Genomic DNA, 23,279 nt, shown 5'->3' on the forward strand with positions numbered 1-23,279 from the left:
AGTGGACGAAATAGGTCTCGACGAGACGGAACGAGCGCTGCTGGCGGCGTGGCGGGAGGCGCGCGCGGCCAGCCGCCGCGACCCGGTGGAGCAGCAGCTGCTGGACACCTGGCGGCAGTGGCGGCGGCATCCCGCCACCAGGCCGCTGTGGGCGACGGCCCTGCAACACCGGCTCGCCGCGGAGACCCCGCCGGCACCCGCCACCGGCCTGGCCGATCGGGACGGCGCGCTGCCCGAGGCGCCGGGCCGGTTGCTCGGCATGCTGCTGGGCGGCGCGGTCGGCGAGTTCGTCGCGCTCGGGCGGGTCGGCGAGCGCACCACCGCCGTGCTCTTCGTCCTGGAGGGCTTGATCCGCGCGCACACCAACGCGCGGTCGACGGGCGACGGTGACCCGGTCGGTTCCGCCCTCGCCGGGCTCCAGCGCTGGCTGCACACCCGGGGCGTGCCGTGGCGCGACTGCGGAGCCGACACCGCCCAGCCGGGCGGCTGGCTGGTCACCGAGCCCGCGCTGCGCGGCACCGGCAGCGACGACCCGGCGATGCTCACCGCGCTCGCCCGGGTCGCCGCCGGGCACGCCGCCGGCTCCCGGCAGCAGCCGATCAACTCCTCGGACACGGCATCCGCCGTGCCGCTCGGCGCGCTCGCCGCGCTGTGGTCGGGCGATCCCGGCACGGTGTTCGCGCTCGGCGGCGATCTCGCCGCGCTCACCCACGGCCATCCCAACGGCCACAGCCCGGCCAGCGTGCTCGGCGTGGCGATGCTGTGGCTGCTGCGCGGGAACTCGCTGCAAACCTCGCTGCGGCAAGGGCTTTCCGGCTGGCAGACGGGACGCACGGCGCTGACCCGGGCCCTGCGGCTCGGCCGGCTCAGCCCTGCCGGATTCCGCCCCGGCCGGACCCACCTCGACGCGATGTCCACCGGGCGCAGCGGCCTGGACGCGCTGGCGATCGCCGCCCGGGTCGCCACGGCCTGCGAGGACGACTTCGCCGGCGCCGTCGAGTCGGCGAGCCTGCACAGCGCCGACGCGGCCGCGCTGTGCGGGCAGCTGCTCGGCGCTCTGCACGGCCCGACGGCGATTCCCCCGCGATGGCGGGAGGAACTGCCGATCATCGAGCTCGTCGAACGGATTTCCGGGGACGCGGCAACGGAATTCGGCCCGTACCCGGACGAGTCCGACCGGTGGCAGCGCCGCTATCCGACCACCGAATCCGCCGAACCCCAGGCACCGTCCACAACGGACTACCGCACCGGGCTGACCGCAGTGCCCCGGCTGGCCGCGTCCCGCGACCGGTTCCTCGGAGCGGTGCTCGGCTGCGCGATCGGCGAGGCGCTCGGCATGCCCATCGCCGCGGACAGCTGGGACGAGATCCGGGCCCGGCACGGCGCGGACGGCCTCACCGACTACATCCCGGCCGGCCACCCGTCGGGACGGCTCGGCAGCGACACCCAGCTCCTGCTGTTCTCGCTGGAGGGCACGATCCGGGCCAACGTCGCGCGCCGCACCACCGGCGCCGAGGACCCGGCCCGGCACATCCAGCACGCCTACCAGCGGTGGCTGCACACCCAGCACCTGAGCTGGCCGCGCGCGGCAGGCGAGTTCCTGGGCGGCACCCCGGAGCCGGACGGCTGGCTGGTGCGCCAGCGGGCGCTGTTCCAGACCCGCAACCCGGGCCGCACCATGATGCGCACGCTGATCGCGTTCGCCAAGGGCCAGCAGCGGATGGGCTCCCCGGACCACCCGGTCAGCGACTCGCAGGGCAGCAGCGCGATCATGCGGGCGGTGCCGGCGGCGCTGTGGAGCAACGACCCGGCGGAGGTCTTCCACGTCGGCATGCGAACCGCGGCGCTCACCCACGGCCACCCGGCGGCCTGGCTGAGCGCGGGCGCGCTGGCGTTCCTGGTGTCGCGGCTGATGAACGGCGAGCCGCTGGCCACAGCGGTCGATGCGGCGCTGGAGCAGCTCACCCCGCACACCGGGCACGAGGACGTCAGCCGCCGCATCTCCGCTGCGGTCCGGCTGGCCCGCAGCGGCCGCGTGCCGCCAGGTGATCTCGAACGCGCCCTGGGCGCCGGCTCGACCGCGGCCGAAGCGCTGGGCATCGGGCTGTACGCGGCGCTGGCCTGCGACGGGGACTTCGACGCGGCGTTGCCGGTAGCGGTGAACCACTCGGGCAACAGCGCCACGACGGGAGCGGTCTGCGGCAGCCTGATCGGCGCGGCGTCCGGCGCGGAGCGGATCCCGGAGCGCTGGACGGTGGAACTGGAGCTCTACGAGGTGATCGAGCGCCTCGCCCACGACGCGGTCCTGGAGTTCGGCCCCCGGCCGCCCGAGTGGGCCGACCGCTATCCCTCGACCTGATGGCCGCGCGGGCGGTGGACCCGAAGTGCGACGTTGCTCACTCGCCCGCCGCGGCTAACGACGGTTAACGTGCCTGTCATGGATGAGCTTGTGCACCTCGCCGTGGCCGACGGCATCGCCACGATCACGCTGGATTCGCCCCACAACCGCAACGCGCTGTCCGCGCAGCTGCGGCGTGAACTGCGGGACCACCTGAGCGCGGCGATCGCCGACGACGCGGTGCGCGTGATCGTCCTGGACCACACCGGCAAGGTGTTCTGCGCCGGGATGGACCTCAAGGAGTCGCGCTCGGCCGATTCCGAGAAGCAGGGCGTCAACGAGTTCCCGGCGATCCTGGAGCAGATCTGGACCAGCCCGAAGCCGGTGGTCGCCAAGCTCGCCGGCCCGGCCCGCGCGGGCGGCGTCGGCATCGTGGCGGCCTGCGACATCGCGGTCGCGGTGGACGCGGCGACCTTCGCGTTCTCCGAGGTGCGCATCGGTGTCGTGCCCGCGGTGATCTCGGTGACCGTGCTGCCGCGCCTCGACGCCCGCCAGGCGCACGAGCTGTTCCTGACCGGCGAGACCTTCGACGCCCGCCGCGCCGCCGAGATCGGCCTGCTCAACTCCGCCGTCGCCGCCGACGAGCTGGACGCGGAGGTCAAGCGCTACACCGACATGCTCGCCCTGGGCGCCCCGGGCGCGATGGCGGCCACGAAGGAGATGCTCATCGGCCAGCGCCCGTCGAGCATGGGCGAGGCGTTCGCCCAGATGCTGGAGCTGTCGGCGAAGCACTTCGCGGGCGAGGAAGGCCAGGAGGGCATGCGGGCCTTCGCGGAGAAGCGCAAGCCCGCCTGGGTGCCCGACGCCCTGAAGTGACGCTCAGGCGCCTTCGCCGCCGATCCGCTCGCGCCACGGCCCGCCGGCGAGCAGCCAGTGCGGAACGAGCTTGACCGGGAACGGGAAATCGGTGGCGAAGACGTCCTCGCCGAGAACCTGCTGCACCTCGCGATACTCGCCGTCTTCCAGGCGAAGTTCCACGATCCCGGGCTTCTCTTCCTCCGGAGTGATGATCCAGTACGCCTGGATGCCGAATTCGGCGTACTCGCGGCGCTTGGTGTGGTGATCGCGGAGGACGCTCTCCGGAGAAACGACCTCGACGGCGAGGAGCGGGGGACGCGTGAGGTGCGGCTCGTCGTCCTCATCGCGACGTACCAGCACGTCCGGAATGCGGTGGTGGGTTCGATCAGCGTTGAAATTGATACCGGCTCCCTGCAGGACCTCATACTCGTCAGGAGCCGAATCGGTGAGAAGGTACGCCAGCCTGTTCTCGATGCGCGAATGCTTCCGCGCCGGCGCAGGAGACACGTCAAGCCTCCCGTCGACCAGCTCGTAGCGGCGCCCGTCGTCGGGTAGCCGCTCCAAGTCGTCGACGGTCATCGGCACGTGCTGCTCGTCCGCCCGCATGTTCACGAGAGTCATACTGCCTCCTGTTCTGCACGGGAGCCAGTATTGCGAGGCGCTTCTGATCACCAATGGGCGATCAGGATCTGATCACGAATGGGCGATCAGGACCTGGTCAGCACCGCCGTGAACTCGCGGCCGCAGATCGGGTGCTCGGCGGCGTCGCGGAGCACCGCGTTGATCCGGCCGAACGCCTTCGGGTCGTGCTCCGCCAGCGCCTGGAAGCCCGACCAGACCAGCACGTGCTCGCCCTCCGGCAGCCAGGACAGGTCCGTCAGGCAGTCGTAGAGGGCGTCCAGGTTGCGGCCCGTCCACTCCGGGAAGTTCAGCACCGCGGCGATCCCGTCCAGGGTGGTCCGCTTGCTGATCAGATCGGAGCCGTCCAGCACGTGCGCGACCGCGCCCCGCTGCTCGGCTTCCTGCACGGCTTCGCGCGCAGTGATGTCGGCGGACGGCTGCTCCACCTCGCTCACCGTCGGCTCCTTCCGCACCCTGCTGGCCCACTTCGTCGCAAACATCGCACTCAACCCGCGGCGTCGACAACCACAAATGACTCGTAATGATCGCTCGTGTAGTAAAGCTCGGAATGGCTGCCGGTGACCAGCCGCCGGGCACCGCGATCTTGGGAACCCGGGGTCTTCACGGTGTACTCGTGGTAGTAACCCGACTTCTGCTCCGGCAGGACGCCTTCGCGGTTGCCGAACACCGAGCCGTCCTTGCCCGGGTACGGGAACGGGCCGCCCTTGATGATCAGCTGCCAGGTCTGCCCGGCCTCCGGCGGCAGCGTGGACAGCGCCTTGACCGGCAGGCCGGACTCGACACCGGGCACGGCCCGCTGCTGCGTCGCCGCGCCGGGATCGACGGCCACGTAGTCCCGGACGAACCAGCCGATGACGACCAGGGCGATCAGCCCGACCAACGCCACCGAGATGCGCTTGCGCGACGTCACGCCGCCGTCCCCTTCCGCCCGGTCTCGCCGTCCCGGCGGCCGACCGGGGGTTCCGCGTCGCGAACCCTCGTCAGCTTCGCGCCGAGGCGGTCGATGCCGCGGTCGATCACGCGGGCGAGCACCCAGCACAGCGGCAGCAGCACCGCCAGCACCAGGGTCACCTGCAGGGGGTAGACGAGCTGCACGAGCCACAGCTCGACGCCGTCGTACCACTCGACCAGCCACTCCAACACAGAGCGTCAGGGTACGCCCGGTCCGATGAAGCCGTGCGCCACCCCGGGTCCCGCCCGCAACTACCCCGCGTGCGCGTCTCCCGTGGCGCAGCACGATTTCGCGAGGAACCGACCACCACCAGGTGAAACAGTAATTCCTCGCGAAACCGGCATCGGGTCGTCAGCGCTGCTCGGAGTGCTCCCGGACGGACTTGATGATCGCGCCGAAGTCCAGGTCGCCGCCGCCCTCCTCGTTGAACCGCTGGTAGAGCTCGGTGGCCAGGCGGCCGATCGCGGCATCGGTGCCGCTCTGCTCCGCCGCCGAGGCCGCCAGCCTGAGGTCCTTGAGCATCAGCGCCGCGGCGAAGCCGGGCTCGTAGTCGTGGTTGGCCCGGCTGGTCTCCACCAGGTCCGGCACCGGGCAGTTGGTGGTCAGCGCCCAGCACTGCCCGGTGGAGATGGACGCCACGTCGTAGAGCGCCTGGTGCGACAGCCCCAGCCGCTCCCCCAGCACGAACGCCTCGCTCACCGCGATCATGGACGCGCCCAGGATGAGGTTGTTGCACATCTTGGTGACCTGGCCGTTGCCCGGTCCGCCGCAGTGGATGACCTTGCGCGCCATCGGTTCCAGCAGCGGTTCGGCGCGGTGGAAGTCCTCCTCCGAGCCGCCCACCATGAACGTCAGGGTGCCCGCCTCGGCGCCGGCGGTGCCGCCGGATACCGGGGCGTCGATCGAACCGAAGCCCGCCTCGGCGGCCCGCTCGTGCGCCTGGCGGGCATCCGCGACGTCGACGGTGGAGGAGTCGATGAGCAGGGTGCCGGGCTTCGCCGCGGCGAGCACGTCGTCGTAGCAGGCCAGCACGTGCTTGCCGCTGGGCAGCATGGTGATCACCGCGTCGGCACCGGCGGCGGCGTCGGCTGCCGACGCGACGGTGGTCACGCCGTGCCGGTCGGCGACCTCCAGCGCCGCCGGGATCAGGTCGAACCCCTGCACCGAGTGGCCGGCCTTGACGAGGTTCGCCGACATCGGGCCGCCCATGTGGCCCAGCCCGATGAATCCGATGACAGCCATTGTCATTTTCCCCTTCTGCGCTGGAACTTCCGTCAAGGCCGCCGCGGATCAGCCGAACAGCTCCGGCTCGTCCGCGACCGGTTCGAAGAACTTCTCCACCCGAGATTCGTCCACATCGGACAGCTGCGCGGGCGACCACTGCGGGTTGCGGTCCTTGTCCACCAGCGTCGCGCGCACGCCCTCGACGAAGTCGCCGATGCGCACGCACGCCATCGCCAGCCGGTACTCCTGGACGAGGGCCTCCTCCAGCGAGCCGTAGTCGCTGCGCAGGGCCTTCAGGGTGACCTTGAGCGAGGTCGGCGACTTCTGCCCGATCACCTCGGCGGTCTCGCGGGCCGCTTCCTCCGGCCGCTCGCGCAGGCGCCGCAGGATCTCCTCGACGCCGTCCGCCGAGTACGCGGCGTCGATCCACTCCCGCTGCGCGGCCAGCGAGGCCTCGGGCGCGGATTCGGAGAACTTCTGCAGCACCTCGTCCACCTCGCCGGTGGCCAACGCCTCGACGAGTTCCGGCAGGTTCGCGCTGTTGACGTAGTAGTCGGCGACTCCGCAGTAGATCGCGTCCGCGCCGCCGACCGGCGCACCGGTCAGCGCCAGGTGCGTGCCGAGCTCGCCGGGGGCCCGGGAGAGCAGGTAGGTGCCGCCGACGTCGGGGATGAAGCCGATGCCGACCTCGGGCATGCCGACCTTGGAGCGCTCGGTGACCACCCGGTGCGAGCCGTGCGCGGAGATGCCGACGCCGCCGCCCATGCAGATGCCGTCCATGATCCCGATGACCGGCTTCGGATAACCCGCCAGGGCCGAGTTGAGCTGGTACTCCTCGGTCCAGAACGCGGCGGGCAGCGACTCGTCGCCGGCCTTCGCCGCGTCGTGCAGGGCGCGGACGTCGCCGCCCGCGCACAGCCCGCGCTCACCGGCCCCGTCGATCAGGATCGCCCGGATGTGCTCGGCGGTGCGCCACTGCTCCACCGCCTGCGCCATCGCCCGGACCATCCCCAGCGTCAGCGAGTTGAGCGCCTTGGGGCGGTTGAGCGTGATCCGGCCGAGCGAGCCCTGTTCGCGAACCAGGATCTCGGGCTCCGTCATAGTGCGACTCCTGTCTTCATGTGCACGGACCGGCTTGCGTTTCGGTGCGCCAGCGGCCCCTCAGCACCCGCCTCGACACCCTCCTGCCGCAATTTCCATTGAAATCGAAGGTTCGATTTCAATGGAAATTGCGGACCACGCGACGTCGGGGTGGTGCTCGCGAGGCGCCGGACTTGCGTCGAGCACTGCGAACCTCCCAGTCCGTGCTGGTGCGCTGTCCACCCGAGGCCGCCGGCGGTCAGGCCGCCAGCAGTCCCCTGGAGATGATCAGCCGCATGATTTCGTTGGTACCTTCCAGGATCTGATGCACCCGCAGGTCGCGGACGATCTTCTCCAGGCCGTACTCGGCAAGGTAGCCGTAACCACCGTGGATCTGAAGTGCCTCGTTGGCCACCGCGAACCCCGCGTCGGTGGCCAGCCGCTTGGCCATGGCGCACAACCGGGTGGCCGCCGGGTCCTTGACGTCCAGCGCCCACGCCGCCCGCCACAGCAGCAGCCGGGCGGCCTCCAGCTCGGTGGCCATGTCGGCGAGCTTGAACTGCAGCACCTGGAACTCGCTGAGCTTGGCGCCGAAGGCGCTGCGTTCCCGCACGTAGGCGAGGCTCTTGTCGAGCGCGGCCTGCGCGCCGCCGAGCGAGCACGCGGCGATGCTGAGCCGGCCGCCGTCCAGGCCGGTCATGGCGATCCGGAAGCCGATGCCCTCGTCGCCGAGCCGCTGGGCGGCGGGCACCCGGACGCCGTCGAAGATCACCTGCCGGGTCGGCTGGGCGTTCCAGCCCATCTTCTTCTCGTTGGCGCCGAAGGACAGGCCCTCGGCGTCACCCTCGACGATGAAGGTGGAGATGCCCTTCGCGCCGGGCTCGCCGGTGCGGGCCATCACCACGTAGACGTCCGAGGTCCCGCCGCCGGAGATGAACTGCTTGACGCCGGTCAGCAGGTAGTCGTCGCCATCTCGGACCGCGCGGGTCTCCAGCGCCGCCGCGTCCGAGCCCGCGCCGGGCTCGGTGAGGCAGTAGCTGGCCAGGCGTTCCATCGAGCACAGGCCCGGCAGCCAGCGGGCGCGCTGCTCGGCGTTGCCGAAGCGGTCGATCATGCCCGCGCACATGTTGTGGATGGAGATGTAGGCGGCGATCGACGGGTCGCCGGCGGCGAGCGCCTCGAAGATCAGCACCGAGTCGAACCGGCTCAGGCCGCTGCCGCCGACCGACTCGTCGACGTAGATCCCGCCGATGCCGAGCTGCCCGGCGGCGCGCAGCGCCTCGACCGGGAAGTGCTTGGCCTGGTCCCATTCGATGGCGTGCGGGGCGAGTTGCTCGGTGGCGAACTCCCGCGCGGTCTGCTGGATCGCGCGCTGGTCCTCGGTGAGCTCGAACGGCGACACCGGGCCGGCCACGGCTGCAACGGACACGTCCACTCCCTTCCCCCTGATCGATTTCGCGCCTCCCGGCGCGGGTGCGGCGGCGATTTCGCACGAGATCGCCGCCGCACCCGCCCGGTTCAGTGCATCGTCGGAATGGTGAAGCTGGCGCCTTCCTTGAGGCCGGAGGGCCAGCGCGAGGTGACCGTCTTGGTCTTGGTGTAGAACCGGATCGAGTCCGGCCCGTGCTGGTTGAGGTCGCCGAATCCGGACCGCTTCCAGCCGCCGAAGGTGTGGTAGGCGATCGGCACCGGGATCGGCACGTTGACGCCGACCATGCCGGTGTTGACGCGGGAGACGAACTCGCGCGCCGCGTCGCCGTCGCGGGTGAAGATCGCCACGCCGTTGCCGTACTCGTTCTCGCTGGGCAGCCGGACCGCCTCGTCGTAGTCGGCGGCGCGGACCACCGACAGCACCGGCCCGAAGATCTCCTCCTGGTAGATCCGCATGTCCGGGGTGACGTGGTCGAACAGCGAGGCGCCCAGGAAGAAGCCGTCCTCGTGCCCGGCGAGCGTGAAGTCCCGGCCGTCGACCAGCAGCTTCGCGCCTTCCTCGACGCCGACGCCGATCAGGTCGCGGACCCGCTGCCAGGCCTGCTTGGTCACCAGCGGGCCGAAGTCGGCGGCCTCGTCGAAGCTGGTGCCGATCGTCAGCCGGTGCACCCGCTCGACGAGCTTCTCGATCAACGCGTCGGCGGTGGCCTCGCCGACCGGCACGGCGACCGAGATCGCCATGCAGCGCTCCCCGGCGGAGCCGTAACCGGCGCCGATCAGGGCGTCTGCGGCCTGGTCGAGGTCGGCATCGGGCATCACGATCAGGTGGTTCTTGGCGCCGCCGAAGCACTGCGCGCGCTTCCCGTGGGCCGCGGCGGTCGAGTAGATGTACTCGGCGATCGCCGACGAGCCGACGAACCCGACGGCCTCGATGCGCGGCTCGGTCAGGATCGCGTCCACCGCGGTCTTGTCGCCGTTGACCACGTTGAAGATCCCCGGCGGCAGCCCGGCCTCGATGAACAGCTCGGCCAGCCGCAGCGGCACCGAGGGGTCGCGTTCGGAGGGCTTGAGGACGAAGGCGTTGCCGCAGGCGATGGCCGGCGCGGCCTTCCACAGCGGGATCATCGCGGGGAAGTTGAACGGCGTGATGCCGGCGACCACGCCCAGCGGTTGCCGCAGCGAATACACGTCGATGCCGGTGCCGACGCTCTCGCTGTACTCGCCCTTGAGCAGGTGCGGGATGCCGACGGCGAACTCGACGACCTCCAGGCCGCGCTGGATGTCGCCCTTGGCGTCGGGGACGGTCTTGCCGTGCTCGGAGGCGAGCAGCCGGGCCAGCGAGTCCATCTCGTCGTTGACCAGCTGGAGGAACCGCATCAGCACCCGCGCCCGCTTCTGCGGGTTCATCGCGGCCCACGCCGGCTGCGCCTCGGCGGCGTTGTCGACCGCCGCCGCGACCTCCTCCGCCGAGGCCAGCGGCACCCTGGCCTGCACCTGCCCGGTGTTGGGATCGAACACGTCACCGAAGGACCCGGACGTCCCCGCCACGCGCTTGCCGCCGATGAAGTGCTCCAGCTCGTTGGTCATGTCGCAACGCACCTTCCGCCGAACCGGTCGGTAATTACTAGGAAACCAAACCTTTGGTACTCCAATCTTTCCCAGAAACGCGGCCAATGCAACAGGGTGCGCTGCGTCACAGGCCCGATCGGGCGGCGGTGAAGACCTGACGAGCGGGAGGAGGACGCGGACGACTTCCCACGCCGACCGCCGGCGATGCCGACGAAGATCGAGCGCAGCCCGGTCGAGCCGGCTGCCGCTCACGCCCGGAACGGCCCGCGCCCGGTCGGCGAGCCCAGCTTCGAGCCGCCCAGCGCGACGCCGGGCCTACCGCATGGATGATCTCCGCAGGAAGCGGGGCGCCATTGCCGTCGTCCACTCAGGACGATTTGAAGTACCTCTCCAGGATGCCTTCGAGGTCGGCGCTGAGCGGGATCTCGTCAGCCTCCGAGACCCAGGCGTACGCGTCGTGCTCGGTCAGCCGCACGCCTTCGGCCGTGGCGACGGTGACCGACCAGGTGTGCTGGCGGTTGTACGTGCCGCTGCGCGTGATGTAGTCGAACGCGCCCAGGTAGCCGGTGATCTCGGCGATGCGGAGGCCCGTCTCCTCGTCCACCTCGCGGTGCAACGCCGTGTTCAGGTCTTCGCCGGGATCGACCTTGCCGCCGGGGAATTCCCATTCTCCGCCTCGGGAATCCGTCTCCCGGCGGCGCACCAGCAGGACCTGCCCACCGGCATCGATGACGGCCGCGACGATCTGCTGCTGCACTCCGTCGGCGGCGTCTCGGCGGGCCAGATCGGCCACTTCGGCCAGGTGCATGCGGACCGTCCTCCTGGGCTTTTCGCCACCGTACCGGGCCGCCCCGACGCCCCGCACGTCCCTACGCGGCCGAAACCAGCAGGGCGGACATCTGCCGGACCACTTCCAGCGCCGCCGGGTCGAGCGAGTAGCAGATCTGGGTGCCGTCCCGGCGGGTTCGCACCAGCCCGGCCTCGCGCAACGTGCGCAGGTGGCCGGAGATCGTCGGCTGGCTCACCCCGAAGTACTCGGTGAAGTCGCAGGCGCAGATCTCGCCCTCGCGGCGCAGCCGGTCGAGCACGCCGAGTCGGATTGGGTGCCCCATCGCCCGGAACAGGCCGGCGGTGTGCGCCAGATCATCATCGCCCACCCGGCCATTGTATCGCCAATCTCCTATATAAAGAGAATCGGCATTTACCTATATAGGAGGATGGCGATGACGTCCGGTGTGAACGAACTGGTCCTGGAGGTGGCGGACCTCGACGCCGCCGAGCGCTTCTACACCGAAGTGCTCGGATTCCCGGTCATCGAACGCTGGGAAGGCGGGCACTGGCGCAACCGCGAAGCGGTGTGGGTACTGGCCGGCGGCACCAGGATCGGCCTGTGGAAGCCGGCTCTGGGCATAGCCCGCGCCCGGGGCGGCGTGCACGTCCACTACGCCCTGTCCGTGAGCGACGACGAGTACGACGCGGTCGTCGAGCGGGTTCGCGCGCGCGGCGCGCAGGTCGACGAGGTGGAGTTCGGCCCGGGCAATGCACGCTCGGCGTACGTGGCCGACCCGGACCACAACGTCGTCGAGTTCTGGACCTGGGATGTGAAGCAGGGCAGCCCCGGGGCGCCGAGCGCGATCAGCGAGGGCGTCTTCGGGGTCTAGCAGATCTGCGGGTCCTTCAGGCTGCCGCCGCAGCCCGAAGGACCCGCGGCCCGATCGGCGGCCGAACAGCGCGCCGCACAACGGCTTTCGCTTCAGGAACAACGACTTCGCGGCGGAGGAACTCCTTCGCCATCGGGCGTCGGCGAGCTGTCCACAAAGCACAACCGGCCCGGTCGAAAGCGCGTTCAGCCCTCGGCGGGCCGCTCGCGGCGCGCTGAGCAGGCCGGACGGGCTTACCCTGCAACGCATGCCCCCCGAGTCGCCGGACGTCTGGGCTATGGCCGACCTGGCCACGCCGTTCGCAGTCCGCACGGCGGCCACCCTCCGGGTGCCCGACGCGGTCAAGGACGGCCCGCTCCCCCTCGCCGAGATCGCGCACCGCTGCCGGGCCGAGGCCGATCCGCTCGGGCGCGTCCTGCGATTCCTGGTGCACCGCGGCGTGTTCACCGAACCCGAGCCCGACGTCTTCGGCCCCAACGACGCCTCGGAGGCGCTGCGCAGCGACCTGGCCGACGGCCCCCAGCCCTGGCTGGACCTCGACGGCGCCGTCGGCCGCGCCGACCTCGCGTTCGTCGAGCTCATCGAGCAAGTCCGCGGCCGCCACCCCGCCTATCCGGCCGCCTTCGGCCGGTCCTTCTGGGAAGACCTGTCGCACAACCCGCAACTGTCGGACTCGTTCGACGCTCTCATGGAGACCAAGACCTACGGGATCGCCCCGCTGATCGCCGTCGCGCACGACTGGAGCGCCTACGGCCGGATCGCCGACGTCGGCGGCGGCAAGGGCGTGCTGCTCGCCGAGATCCTCCGGGCCAACCCGAAGGCGCGCGGCATCCTGGTCGACCTGACGGGCCCGGCCCGCAGCGCCGCCGACTACCTGCGCGAACAGGGCGTCGGCGACCGCTCGGAGGTGGTCACCGCGAGCTTCTTCGACCCGCTGCCCATCCAGGCCGACGCCGTGGTGGTCTGCGACGTCCTCGGTGACTGGGACGACGAGGACGCCACCCGGATCCTGGAGCACTGCAAGCAGGCGATCGCCCCGGGCGGGCGATTGCTGATCATCGAACTCCTGCCGGACCGGGAGCGGATGGCGCTGTTCACCGAGATGGATCTGCGGATGATGATCTACGTCGGCGGCCGGATGCGCGATCTCGACCGGACCCAGCAGGTCGCGGAGGCCGCCGGGCTCGCCGTCGAGGACTTCACGCCGCTGGACAACGGCTACGCCATCGTCGAATGCCGCCCCGAGCGGTAGCGCTGCACCCTCGCGGCGATCGACTCCCGCCACTTCTCCGGCAGATCGGCGAGACCACCCGCGACGTGTTCGGCCAGGTCCCCGCGGTCCTGCATCTTCAGGGCGAACACCTCGGACACCTGCACCCCGTGCTCCGGCCGCGAGAGCACCTCGACGGCATCGCCTGCCGTGATCTCGCCCGGCTCCTCCACTGCCAGGTACGCACCGGTCCGGCCGTGCTCGCTGAACCGCTTGACCAGGCCCTTGACGTCCCAGAACCCGGCGAACACCCGGCACGGCGTGCGCGGCCCCGTCACCCGCAGCACGGCCCCACCGATCCGCCACCGCTCACCGATCACCGCGGAACTGCTGTCGCACCCAACCAGCGTGAGGTTCTCGCCGGCGTTGCCGGGGACCAGCTCGCGCCCCAGCTCCCGCGACCAGTACCGGAGCTCCTCGCTGTCGAACGCGTAGGCCGCCTGGTACTGGGCCCCGTGGTACTTCACGTCGCACACCGTGTCGCCGTGCACACCGGCTTGCTCGAACCGCACCGGTCCACCGGCCGGGCGCTTGTCGATACCGCTGCGCCCCACGCGCCCGGTCCAATCCCCGGTCTGCACCACCGCGAGGTTCACCGACTGCACAATCCCCATGGCCCCAACCTACGCGGACGGCCACCGGGGCAACCGAGCGAGTATCCGCTGGAAACGGCCCTGCCAGGCGGGCGCCACCCTGGGCACGGCGCCCGGAGCCGACAGCCCGCCCGGCGAGCGGCGCGGCGACTCCTCCGCTCACGTCGCCGAGCCACTTGCGCGCGGCTTCCTTGGGCCCTCCCCCTCCCCACCCCACCCGTTGCTGCCGCGCGGCAGTGTTCGGTTGATCGCGCCCGGTTTGCCGGGCGCGATCAACGCCGTGGTTGCAGCCGGGCGCCGGCCTGCTGCAGTGCCTGGCGGGCCTCCGCGGTCAGGCGGCGCACCAGTTCCGCAGCGGGCAGCGGGCGCGTTTGCGCGTAGGTTTGGCCCGCCCACAGCGACATCAGCTCCGCGTCGCCGGCCTTGCCCGCGGCACCTCGCATCAGCTTCGTCAGGTTGTTCAGCTGCGGGTACGCCGCCGGGGCGTCACCGTTGTCGACCAGGAATCGGTTCACCAGCCCCCGCGCCGGGCGGCCGCTGAACGCGCGCGTCAGCGCGGTTTCCCGTTGTCCCGCCGCGATTTCGGCTCGCTGCGTCGGCTGCGTGCCCGCCTCGTCGCACACCAGGAACGCAGTGCCCAGCTGCGCCGCCACCGCTCCCGCGGCCAGCACCGCCGCGACATCCGCGCCGTGCACCAGACCACCCGCCGCGATGATCGGCAGGTCGACCTCGGCCTGGATCAGCCGGATCGCCGCCAGCAGGCCGAACAGCTGCCCGCCGCCCGGTAGCGCCGGATCGTCGTCGAACACCGCGCGATGTCCGCCGGCCTCCATGCCCTGCACGCACAGCAGGTCCACTCCCACGTCCGCGGCAGCGCGCGCCTCTTGCGGCGTCGTGACCGTGACCACGACCTCGGAACCCGCCTCGTGCAGACGTTCCACAATGGACCGTTCGGGCATCCGAAGGTGAACGACACGACAGGGACGCGCTCGGCGATCACCACCTCCACCTTGGCCGGGTAGTTGTCGTCGTCCCAGCTCGGCGAGCCGGCTTCGGCCCCGTGCCGCGCGGCTGCCGCCGCCACCCGCGCCGGGTAGTCGGCGAGATCGAGATCCCGATGCTCGCCCGGGACGAAGAGGTTCACCCCGAACGGCTCCGACGTGAGCGCGCGCAACGCCGCGATCTGAGCGGTCAGCGAATCCGCCGACAGGTACCCCGCAGCCAGGAAACCGAGGCCGCCCTCGGCGCTCACGGCCGCGGCCAGTTCCGGCGTGGAGACGCCACCCGCCATCGGCGCGGCGATCAGGGGAATTCGTCGCTCTGCGATCATGTTTCGACGGTAATCCCGCCCTCACCACGAGCGCATCAGAGCATCGCGCACACCACAGCGCCGACCGCGCCGGACCGCCGTCCGAGGCCGCGGGATCAACATTGCGTGATCCGGCACTCTTTCAACGGCATTTCTCCTTTCCTTTGGGCATAACGGAGTTGAGGAGCTGATCGGAAAGGCACCCCCCATGCGAACCACCACGCGCGACGGCCTCGCGCTCCGCGCCGCCAGCAGTGCAGACACCCCGGCGCTGGCCGGATTGCTCAGCGCGTCATACCGCGACGAGCCCCGGATGGCAGCGCTGCTGCCGCTCGAAGCGCAGCGAGAAACGAAGCTCCGCGCACTGTTCTCCCTTCTTCTGACCCAAGATCATCTTGATCACGGCACCGAGATCGCCGAGCTGGACGGGCATCCGCACGCCGTCGCGGTGTGGGACCGGCCGGGCAGCCAAGCCGCGCCGCTCGGCCGACGCCTCATGCACCTCCCGGCACTGCTGTCGGTGTTCCGCTGGCGGCTTCCCGAGACCGCAAGGGCGATCCAGACGTTCAACGCCACCGACAGCCACCGGCCCGACGAACCGCACTGGCACCTGGCCGCCATCGGCACCACACCGGACGTCCGCGGTCGCGGCCTCGGCAGCGCCCTGCTGAAATCCGGACTGGCGCGTGCCGACGCCCACGACACCCCGGTCTACCTGGAAGCCACGGCGCACGCCGCCGTGGACCGCTTCGAGCGGTTCGGATTCCGCGTGATCCACGAATACCCGGTCGCCGGCGGCCTCACCGTTTACGGCATGTGGCGCCCGGTGGCCCGCTGACCTGCGAAGACCGCCTGTCAGGGTCGCAACCCGGCGACCAGATCGACCGGGGCGAACCGGACCGGGAATGGTCGTTCCGGCTCGAACAGCTCGTCGCCGACCACCCGCGCCACCCGCTGGTAGTCGCTGCCGCCGACCAGCTCCCAGGCAGTCACGGACGGCACCTCGAGATCCGGATCGACCAGCCAGAAGTGCTGGGTGCCCAGCCTGGCGTGGGCCGCCTTGCGCAGGCTGATGTCGTTCAACCGGCTGCTCGGCGATGCGACCTCCACCGCCAGCACCGGTGCGGCCCGCAGGTTCCGCATCGTCAGGTCGGCGTAGCGCGCGACCAGGACGTCCGGCCGCAACTCGGTCCACAGGTCCTGGCGCACCGCGAACGGCGCGGACAGCACCCGGTATTCGGGCGGACTAGCCCGGTGCAGCTGGACGAACAGCGCCCCGAGCGCCGCCTGGTGCGGCCAGCCCGGCGCCGGACCCACCAGCAGCTCGCCGTCGACGAGCTCGTACCGGCGACCGTCCTCCGGGAAAGCCTCCAGGTCCTGGACCGTGAACCGCCGCCCGCCAAGATCGATAGACATCACGTGCTCCCTCCGCTCGTGCGCCCCGAGGTTTCGGGGTCTCGCATATAAAGAGGAGCGAAGGGTCCGAACAGATACAGCCGGCGCCGATGATCACTGGATCGGGCAAGAAAAAAGTGGGCGGGAACCCGACGCCTGGGTTCCCGCCCACTCGCACCATCGCGATTTTCCGACACCCCGCCACAGGGCCGCTGGTGCGTCTAGGGCGTGGTCGGCGCACTGCCCGCGCGCCGACCACGGATTCAATTGGTCAGCCGGATCAGTGGAACTGGGCGGTCTCGGTCGAACCGGCCAGCGCGGTGGTCGAGGAGTCCGGGCTCACCGCGGTGCTGATCAGGTCGAAGTAGCCGGTGCCCGCCTCGCGCTGGTGACGGGTCGCGGTGTAGCCGCGGGACTCCGAGGCGAACTCGCGCTCCTGCAGGTCCACATAGGACGTCATGCCGTCCGCCGCGTAGCCCTTGGCCAGGTCGAACATGCTGTAGTTCAGCGCGTGGAAGCCGGCCAGCGTGATGAACTGGAACTTGTAGCCCATGTGGCCGAGTTCGCGCTGGAACTTGGCGATGGTGCTGTCGTCCAGGTTCTTCCTCCAGTTGAACGACGGCGAGCAGTTGTAGGCCAGCATCTGCTCCGGGTACTTGTCCTTGACGGCCTCGGCGAACCGGCGGGCGACCTCCAGGTCCGGGGTGGAGGTCTCCATCCAGATCAGGTCCGAGTGCGGCGCGTAGGCCAGGGCGCGGGTGATGCACGGCTCGATGCCGTTGCGCACCTTGTAGAAGCCCTCCGGGGTGCGCTCCCCGGTGACGTACTGCTGGTCGCGCTCGTCGATGTCGCTGGTCAGCAGCGTCGCGGCCTGCGCGTCGGTGCGGGCGATGACCAGGCTGGGGACGCCGGCGACGTCGGCCGCCAGGCGCGCGGCGTTGAGGGTCTTGACGTGCTGGCCGGTGGGGATGAGCACCTTGCCGCCGAGGTGGCCGCACTTCTTCTCGGAGGCCAGCTGGTCCTCCCAGTGCACGCCCGCGGCGCCGGCCGCGATCATGCCCTTCATCAGCTCGTAGGCGTTGAGCACGCCACCGAAACCGGCCTCGGCGTCGGCGACGATCGGCGCCAGCCAGTGGATGTCCTCGCTCTCACCGCCGGCGCCCTCCGGGTCCAGGGCCTCGGACCAGTTGATCTGGTCGGCGCGCTTGAGGGCGTTGTTGATCCGCCGCACGACCGACGGGACGGAGTTGGCCGGGTACAGGCTCTGGTCCGGGTAGGTCTCGCCGGCCAGGTTGGCGTCCGCGGCGACCTGCCAGCCGGACAGGTAGATGGCCTGCAGACCGGCGCGGACCTGCTGGACCGCCTGGTTGCCGGTCAGCGCGCCGAGCGAGTTGACGTAGTCGGTCTCGTTCAGCAGCTTCCACAGCCGCTCGCTGCCCTGCCGGGCGAGGGTGTGCTCCTCTCGCACGGAACCGCGGAGGCGGATGACCGTTTCGGCCGAGTGCGTGCGCTCGATGCCCTTCCAACGCGGGTTGGTGTCCCAGTCGCGCTGGAGTTCTTCGGTTGCCTGCTTCGCCTGCTCGCGGATGCTCATGATGTTCCCCTTCCGGGATTGCCCTGCGGCTTGTTGATCCCAGTCTTGGCCCTGATCCAGCGAAACACGACCAGAATTCCGGGGTAATTTTTGAATTTTTTCTGCTAGCATCAACGCCATGACGGAGTTCGCCACTGAAGAAGACCGCAATTTTTCAACGGAACACGACCTTCTGGTCTTCGGTCAGCGGCTGCGGCACTTGCGGCGCGCGGCCGGGCTCACCCTCGTCGAGCTGGGCGAGCGGGTCGGGCGCGCGCCGTCGCAGCTGTCGCTGCTGGAGAACGGCCACCGCGAGCCGAAGCTGTCGCTGCTGCGCTCGCTGGCCGATGCGCTGGGCACCTCTGTCGACGAGCTGCTGTCGAAGAAGCCGCCGAACCGGCGCGCCGAGCTGGAGATCGCCGTGGAGAAGGCCCAGCTCGACCCGCTCTACCAGCGGCTCGGCGTGCCGCCGCTGAAGGTCGGCAAGCGCGTCCCCACCGAAGCGCTGGAACACGTCCTCGCGCTCTACGAAGAGCTCAAGCGCCGCGAGACGAAGCAGGTCGCCACGCCCGAAGAAGCCCGCAAGGCCAACGCCGAGCTGCGCGGCATGATGCGCGAGCACGGCAACTACTTCCCCGAGATCGAGAAGACCGCCGCCGGCATCCTCGACAAGGTCGGCTACCACGGCGGCCCGCTGTCGGAGGGGCTGATCCAGTCGATCGCCACGCACCTCGGCTACGGGCTGCGGTTCGTCACCGACCTGCCCCGCTCGGTGCGCTCGGTGACCGACCTGAAGAACCGGCGGATCTTCCTGCGCCGCGAATCGCTGGGCATGCACAGCCCGCGGACGATCCTGCTGCAGACCCTGGGCCACCTCAGCCTCGGTCACCGGCAGCCCCGCGACTTCGCCGACTTCCTGCGGCAGCGCGTGGAGGCGAACTACTTCGCCGCCGCAGTCCTGGTCCCGGAGCAGACGGCGGTGCCGTTCCTGCAGGACGCGAAGGCCGAGCGCGACCTCGCCGTGGAAGACCTGCGCGACGTGTTCTCGGTGTCCTACGAGATGGCCGCGCACCGGTTCACCAACCTCGCCACCCAGTACCTCGACCTCGTCTGCCACTTCGTGCGCAACGACGAGACCGGCATCATCTACAAGGCTTACGAGAACGACGGGCTGGTCTTCCCCAGCGACCCGACCGGCGCCATCGAGGGACAGCGGATGTGCCGGTACTGGGCGGGCCGGCAGGTGTTCGCCTCCTCGGACCGCTACTCGACCTACTACCAGTACACCGACAAGCCCGGTGCCACGCACTGGTGCGTCGCGCACGTCGACCCCAGCCGCGGGCGGGACTTCGCGATCACCCTCGGTGTCCCCTACACGGAGTCGCGGTGGTTCCGGGGCCGGGACACCAACAACCACTCCAAGTCGAAGTGCCCGAACGGCGAATGCTGCCAGCGCCCGCCGTCGGATCTCGCGAGCCGGTGGGAAGGCATGGTGTGGCCGTCGGCGCGGGCGCACTCGCACGTGCTCGCCGCGCTGCCGTCGGACACCTTCCCCGGCGTGGACGAGGCCGACGTGTACGCGTTCGTGGAGGCGCACCAAGGCTGATCGCCGAGGGACATCCGCTGATGGGCAGCGATTTCGCGCGAGATCGCCGCCCACCGGACATCGCACGCACCCGCAGACGCCTAGACCGAGCGACGGCGGCCCAGCAGCTCCGACGGCACGATGCAGACCCGGAACGGCAGCTCCGCGTCGAACGCCTCTGGGCCGCTGGCCTTGGCAATCAACTGGTACTCACCGGCGTCATCGAGCTCGAAAACCGTAAGGCGCGGAACGAGCGGGTCGATCACCCAGTAGCTGCGCACGCCGAGCCGCTCGTAGGCAGCCTTCTTCGAGTTCAGGTCGTACAGCTTCGTGCTCGGCGACAACACCTCGACCGCCAGCACAGGGGCCGTGGGCAGGTTGGCCTCGGTCAAGTCCTCATCCCGCGCCACCAATACATCCGGCTGCAGCTCCGTGGTCACCGATGGCCGCACCGCGAACGGCGCACCCACGACTTCGAACTCACCCGGAGCCGCATCCTCAAGCACATGGTGCAGTCGGTATGCGACCTTCTGGTGCCTGAATCCCGGCGCCGGCGTCACGAGGAGCATCCCGTCGAGGAGCTCGTACCGGTGGCCATCATCGGGCATCGCCTCCAGGTCGTACACCGTGAACGGGCGACCCTGGACGATGCCGTGCGGACCGGTCGTCTCTGCCATAACCGACATGGTGCCCTCCTTTCCAGTCGGCGGAAAGTCAACCAGAGGACACCGACAGACAGTGATCAGACCAGCACGGAGCGCTACTTCTTGTCGCTACGCCGACGCCGCCGGGCACGACCTCGTCGCCGCTCCCGGGCACTTCGACGTGCTCGTCATGGAGAACTTCCTCGGCGACATCCTCAGCGACGTCGGTGCGGCGACCGTCGGCGGGCTCGGCATGTGCCCGTCCGGCAACATCGGCGACCACGCCGCCTACTTCGAACCCATCCACGGCAGCGCCCGCGATCGCCGGGCAGGACAAGGCGAATCCGACCTCGCAGATCCTCGCGGCCGCTCTCATGCTGGAACACCTCGGCGACCGGTCGACCGCGGCGCGCATCAAGGATGCCGGGCCCTCGTTCCCCGGCAGCCCTCGCCGTGAGTGGACGTGGTCATTCCTGGGCGAGTTGGTCGAGGTACTGGCCGACCAGGTGCAGGCCGGAACGCAGGGTCTGGGTGTCGTCGGCGAAGCCGATGCGTGCGGTGTGCTCGATGTCGAACGCGGCACCGGGCGTGAACATGACGCCGGCGTGCGCCAGCAGGCGGGTGCAGAACTCGTAGGAGCCGATGGGCGCGTGGTAGCGCAGCAGTGCGGTGGTGCCCGAGGCGGGTTTGACGTAGCTGACGTCGTCGCGGCCGCTGACCCACTCGTCGAGGATGGCGAGATTGGTGCGGGTGATGTGGCGGGAGCGGGCCAGGATCGCTTCCTTGTTCTCCAGGGCGACGCAGGCCAGGAGGTCGTCGAGGCGCCCGACGCTGATCGTGGTGTAGTCCCGGTGGGTGGCGACCGCTCGCAGCAGCCCGGTGGGGCCGACGATCCAGCCCAGGCGCAGTCCCGCCAGGGAGAAGGTCTTCGACATGCTTCCGGTGGAGATGCCGCGCTCGTACAGGTCGGCGATCGAGGTGGTGAACCCGTTGCCGTCTTGGTCGACGCCTCGGTAGACCTCGTCGCACAGCACCCACGCTCCGGCGCGCTCGGCGATCTTGGCGATGCGGTCCAAGCCGGTTTCGTCGATGAGGGCGCCGGTGGGGTTGTTGGGGTTGTTGACGGCGATGAGTTTGGTACCCGAGGTGACCAGGCTGTCGAGCTCGTCCAGATCGGGCAGCCATCCGTTCTCCTCGCGCAGCGGGAGGTGGTCGACGCGGGCGCCGTAGCTGCCGGGGATGGAGTAGTGCTGCTGGTAGGTCGGGACCACGGCCACGACGTGGTCGCCCGGGTCGACGAGGGTGGCGTGCGCGAGCGCGTTCGCGCCGATCGCCCCGTGGGTGATCAGGACGTTTTCCGGGCTCTGAGCCGCGTACAGGCCCGCGACCAGGCGGCGCAGGCGCGGGCTGCCTGGGATCGGCCCGTAGGTGAGCGGGGTGGCGTCCAGTTCGGCCAGCACTTCCTCGCGCCGGCCGGACAGGTCCAGCAGCTCACCGGTGGTGAGCGAGCGGACGCAGGTCTCGGCCAGGTTGTAGCGGCAGGTCTCCTCGTATTCGTTCATCCACTGCTCGACTGCGAACTCGCGGATCTTCACCTGGGCCGCCCCTTCGTCGTGTTGCCAACTCGCTCAATGGGCAACATATTGCTCATCTGAAGCTCGGGCAAGCCGCGTGTGCACTATGCTGCTCATCGTGAGCAGCGAGGCCGACGCCAGCAGCAGTGCCGCGCCCCAGTTCGTCACGCGCATCGGCGGGCGCATCCGGGAGCTGCGCAAACAGCGCGGCTGGACCGTGCAGCAGCTCGCCGGGGCCAGCACGGTCAGCCGACGGATGCTCACCCAGATCGAACTGGGCCAGGCCAACCCCAGCCTCGCTACCGTCGACCGCGTCGCACGCGCCCTGGACACCGACTTCGCCGCCCTGGCCCTGCCCGATGGCGACGTTGCGGGCGGGGAGACCGAAGGAACCCTGGTGTGGCAAGCCCCGGGAGGTAGTGCCGCGCTCCTGCTCGGCGCGACGCAGGATCCGCGGGCCGAACTCTGGCGCTGGACCCTCGCTCCCGGGGAACGCTACGACGCCGAGCCCGACCGACCCGGCGCGCAGGAGATCCACCACGTCCTCGCCGGCCGCCTGACCCTCGCGCTGGAAACCGGACCCCGAACGCTGGGGCCCGGGCAGAGCGCCGTCATCGCCAGCGACCAGCAGTACGCCTACCTCAACGAGGAGGCCGAACCCGTCGTCTTCATGCGGGTCGTCACCGGCGCCTGACCGGAAGGGCCTCGGAATCCGTGCCGCAGCGCCCCGCATTCGACAAACCGTTGCATGCCCCGAGCACTCGCGCGGTCGTCAGTCGCGTGACACGGCCACGCGGAAATTCTGCCAGCCGATGGCGTCATCGAGGGCTACGCGATCGAGGAGCCCGGTGACGAACCCGCTATTCCCGAAGGCGGCCGCGTCCTTTCCCCCGCGTGGGACTGAAGACCGCGCCCGACTCGCCGCCGATCGGAACTGATCCGCGATCGAGCACTGCGAAGCTCCAATGTGGACGACCATCAACCGCCGAGCACGCCGCGCAGGTATGCCTGCACCACCTGCGAAAGCTCCTCGACGCTGGCCGTACTGCCGGGCTCCGGGGCATCCAGCGACCGGCTGCCGATGACGCGGTCGAACACCAGCCCCTCGCACAGGCTGACCAGACCGGCGGCGGCGAACTCCGGATCGGATGCCCCCAAGGCGATCAGCAACTCGACGGCCAGCGGACGGGAGAACGCCGCCCGCGCGAGCGGCTCGTGCAGCTCCGCAGCCGCAGCCACCTCCGCCACGAGCGCATACCGGGCGATCGTGTCGCTTCGGCGGGGCCCGAGCATCCGGTCCAGCTGGACCGCGATTCCGTCGGCCGCGCCGCGAACATCCGGCGGCCGATCTGAGCGCGGGCCCGCGATCGCGTCGAAATCCGCCCTCGCCCGCACCGCCAGCCGCGCCACCGCAGCCTCCAGCAGCGCCCGCCTCGTCCGCATGTAGTACGACGTCGATCCTCGCGGCAGCTCCAACCGAGCATCGACGGCGAGGTGCGTCAACGCACGAACTCCCTGCTCCGCGACGATCTCGATCGCCGCATCTGCGATGCGCGTTCGGCGGTCCTGCTCACACATCGC

The 23,279-nt window shown here is 70.3% G+C and carries 23 protein-coding genes and 2 pseudogenes; 8 read left to right on the forward strand and 17 right to left on the reverse strand.

All coding sequences use genetic code 11. The features are described 5' to 3' along the window. Nucleotide 1 precedes the first annotated feature (1 nt). Complete coding sequence (locus tag ACWEV3_RS01790) at nt 2-2,359, forward strand: ADP-ribosylglycohydrolase family protein (RefSeq protein WP_452612046.1); 2,358 nt, start codon at nt 2-4, stop codon at nt 2,357-2,359. A gap of 78 nt (nt 2,360-2,437) precedes the next feature. Further along, nucleotides 2,438-3,214, forward strand: a complete 777-nt coding sequence (locus ACWEV3_RS01795) for an enoyl-CoA hydratase-related protein (protein ID WP_358576725.1) — start codon at nt 2,438-2,440, stop codon at nt 3,212-3,214. Nucleotides 3,215-3,217: 3 nt separating this feature from the next. Here ACWEV3_RS01795 and ACWEV3_RS01800 read toward each other — a convergent pair whose 3' ends face one another. From ACWEV3_RS01800 to ACWEV3_RS01845, 10 genes are all read right to left on the reverse strand, one after another. Beyond that, the gene (locus ACWEV3_RS01800) at nt 3,218-3,802 is read right to left on the reverse strand and encodes a Uma2 family endonuclease (protein ID WP_452612047.1); all 585 of its coding nucleotides are present in this window, start codon (nt 3,800-3,802) and stop codon (nt 3,218-3,220) included. A gap of 101 nt (nt 3,803-3,903) precedes the next feature. Further along, on the reverse strand, nt 3,904-4,272 hold the full coding sequence (locus ACWEV3_RS01805) for a barstar family protein (protein ID WP_452612048.1): 369 nt from the start codon (nt 4,270-4,272) through the stop codon (nt 3,904-3,906). Nucleotides 4,273-4,322: 50 nt separating this feature from the next. Further along, nucleotides 4,323-4,748: a ribonuclease domain-containing protein gene (locus tag ACWEV3_RS01810; protein WP_452612049.1), complete on the reverse strand. Its 426-nt coding sequence runs from the start codon at nt 4,746-4,748 to the stop codon at nt 4,323-4,325. Beyond that, nucleotides 4,745-4,981, reverse strand: a complete 237-nt coding sequence (locus ACWEV3_RS01815) for a hypothetical protein (RefSeq protein ID WP_093271677.1) — start codon at nt 4,979-4,981, stop codon at nt 4,745-4,747. The genes ACWEV3_RS01810 and ACWEV3_RS01815 overlap by 4 nt, the downstream gene beginning before the upstream one ends. Before the next feature lie 160 nt (nt 4,982-5,141). Beyond that, entirely contained in the window at nt 5,142-6,032 is an 891-nt protein-coding gene (gene mmsB / locus ACWEV3_RS01820; protein WP_452612050.1) for a 3-hydroxyisobutyrate dehydrogenase, read from the reverse strand. A gap of 48 nt (nt 6,033-6,080) precedes the next feature. Continuing rightward, a complete protein-coding gene (locus tag ACWEV3_RS01825; protein ID WP_452612051.1) occupies nt 6,081-7,115 on the reverse strand; it encodes an enoyl-CoA hydratase/isomerase family protein in 1,035 nt (344 codons plus the stop codon). A gap of 238 nt (nt 7,116-7,353) precedes the next feature. Beyond that, nucleotides 7,354-8,523 carry an isobutyryl-CoA dehydrogenase gene (locus ACWEV3_RS01830; RefSeq protein WP_452612052.1) on the reverse strand — a complete coding sequence of 390 codons (1,170 nt, stop codon included), beginning with the start codon at nt 8,521-8,523 and terminating at the stop codon, nt 7,354-7,356. 89 nt (nt 8,524-8,612) lie between these two features. After that, nucleotides 8,613-10,112, reverse strand: a complete 1,500-nt coding sequence (locus ACWEV3_RS01835; RefSeq protein WP_452612053.1) for a CoA-acylating methylmalonate-semialdehyde dehydrogenase — start codon at nt 10,110-10,112, stop codon at nt 8,613-8,615. Between the two features lie 349 nt (nt 10,113-10,461). Then, nucleotides 10,462-10,902 carry an NUDIX domain-containing protein gene (locus ACWEV3_RS01840; RefSeq protein ID WP_452612054.1) on the reverse strand — a complete coding sequence of 147 codons (441 nt, stop codon included), beginning with the start codon at nt 10,900-10,902 and terminating at the stop codon, nt 10,462-10,464. A gap of 61 nt (nt 10,903-10,963) precedes the next feature. Then, nucleotides 10,964-11,251: an ArsR/SmtB family transcription factor gene (locus ACWEV3_RS01845; RefSeq protein WP_358576713.1), complete on the reverse strand. Its 288-nt coding sequence runs from the start codon at nt 11,249-11,251 to the stop codon at nt 10,964-10,966. A gap of 66 nt (nt 11,252-11,317) precedes the next feature. Between ACWEV3_RS01845 and ACWEV3_RS01850 the strand changes: the two genes are divergently transcribed. Both ACWEV3_RS01850 and ACWEV3_RS01855 read left to right on the forward strand, forming a co-directional pair. Next, on the forward strand, nt 11,318-11,755 hold the full coding sequence (locus ACWEV3_RS01850) for a VOC family protein (protein ID WP_235883794.1): 438 nt from the start codon (nt 11,318-11,320) through the stop codon (nt 11,753-11,755). Between the two features lie 247 nt (nt 11,756-12,002). Continuing rightward, on the forward strand, nt 12,003-13,007 hold the full coding sequence (locus ACWEV3_RS01855; protein ID WP_452612055.1) for a methyltransferase: 1,005 nt from the start codon (nt 12,003-12,005) through the stop codon (nt 13,005-13,007). Here the strand turns inward: ACWEV3_RS01855 and ACWEV3_RS01860 are convergent. Together ACWEV3_RS01860 and ACWEV3_RS01865 are read right to left on the reverse strand one after the other, a co-directional pair. Then, complete coding sequence (locus tag ACWEV3_RS01860) at nt 12,974-13,639, reverse strand: MOSC domain-containing protein (protein ID WP_452612056.1); 666 nt, start codon at nt 13,637-13,639, stop codon at nt 12,974-12,976. The two genes, ACWEV3_RS01855 and ACWEV3_RS01860, sit on opposite strands and share 34 nt — an antisense overlap. Before the next feature lie 251 nt (nt 13,640-13,890). Beyond that, nucleotides 13,891-14,948: pseudogene (locus ACWEV3_RS01865) on the reverse strand (NAD(P)H-dependent flavin oxidoreductase). Nucleotides 14,949-15,135: 187 nt separating this feature from the next. Here ACWEV3_RS01865 and ACWEV3_RS01870 point away from each other — a divergent pair. Beyond that, the gene (locus ACWEV3_RS01870) at nt 15,136-15,765 is read left to right on the forward strand and encodes a GNAT family N-acetyltransferase (protein ID WP_452612057.1); all 630 of its coding nucleotides are present in this window, start codon (nt 15,136-15,138) and stop codon (nt 15,763-15,765) included. Between the two features lie 17 nt (nt 15,766-15,782). Here the strand turns inward: ACWEV3_RS01870 and ACWEV3_RS01875 are convergent, their stop codons facing one another. Both ACWEV3_RS01875 and aceA read right to left on the reverse strand, forming a co-directional pair. Continuing rightward, the gene (locus tag ACWEV3_RS01875) at nt 15,783-16,343 is read right to left on the reverse strand and encodes a Uma2 family endonuclease (protein WP_452612058.1); all 561 of its coding nucleotides are present in this window, start codon (nt 16,341-16,343) and stop codon (nt 15,783-15,785) included. A 259-nt stretch (nt 16,344-16,602) separates the two neighbouring features. Continuing rightward, nucleotides 16,603-17,916, reverse strand: coding sequence for an isocitrate lyase (aceA, locus tag ACWEV3_RS01880; protein ID WP_452612059.1), 1,314 nt, complete (start codon nt 17,914-17,916; stop codon nt 16,603-16,605). A gap of 118 nt (nt 17,917-18,034) precedes the next feature. Between aceA and ACWEV3_RS01885 the strand changes: the two genes are divergently transcribed. Beyond that, nucleotides 18,035-19,501, forward strand: coding sequence for a helix-turn-helix transcriptional regulator (locus ACWEV3_RS01885; RefSeq protein ID WP_132489099.1), 1,467 nt, complete (start codon nt 18,035-18,037; stop codon nt 19,499-19,501). Nucleotides 19,502-19,581: 80 nt separating this feature from the next. Here ACWEV3_RS01885 and ACWEV3_RS01890 read toward each other — a convergent pair whose 3' ends face one another. After that, nucleotides 19,582-20,166 carry a Uma2 family endonuclease gene (locus ACWEV3_RS01890; RefSeq protein WP_452612060.1) on the reverse strand — a complete coding sequence of 195 codons (585 nt, stop codon included), beginning with the start codon at nt 20,164-20,166 and terminating at the stop codon, nt 19,582-19,584. On the opposite strand from ACWEV3_RS01890, the pseudogene ACWEV3_RS01895 reads away from it, so the two are divergent. After that, nucleotides 20,165-20,489: pseudogene (locus tag ACWEV3_RS01895) on the forward strand (isocitrate/isopropylmalate family dehydrogenase); the annotation flags it as partial. The gene ACWEV3_RS01890 and the pseudogene ACWEV3_RS01895 overlap by 2 nt on opposite strands. A gap of 102 nt (nt 20,490-20,591) precedes the next feature. Here ACWEV3_RS01895 and ACWEV3_RS01900 read toward each other — a convergent pair. Beyond that, the gene (locus tag ACWEV3_RS01900; RefSeq protein ID WP_452612061.1) at nt 20,592-21,719 is read right to left on the reverse strand and encodes an aminotransferase; all 1,128 of its coding nucleotides are present in this window, start codon (nt 21,717-21,719) and stop codon (nt 20,592-20,594) included. A 97-nt stretch (nt 21,720-21,816) separates the two neighbouring features. Between ACWEV3_RS01900 and ACWEV3_RS01905 the strand changes: the two genes are divergently transcribed. Further along, the gene (locus ACWEV3_RS01905) at nt 21,817-22,392 is read left to right on the forward strand and encodes a helix-turn-helix domain-containing protein (protein ID WP_452612062.1); all 576 of its coding nucleotides are present in this window, start codon (nt 21,817-21,819) and stop codon (nt 22,390-22,392) included. A gap of 284 nt (nt 22,393-22,676) precedes the next feature. On the opposite strand, the gene ACWEV3_RS01910 is transcribed toward ACWEV3_RS01905, so the two are convergent. Further along, on the reverse strand, nt 22,677-23,276 hold the full coding sequence (locus ACWEV3_RS01910; protein WP_452612063.1) for a TetR/AcrR family transcriptional regulator: 600 nt from the start codon (nt 23,274-23,276) through the stop codon (nt 22,677-22,679). Nucleotides 23,277-23,279 lie beyond the last annotated feature (3 nt).

The organism is Saccharopolyspora sp. NPDC003752, assembly GCF_053605825.1.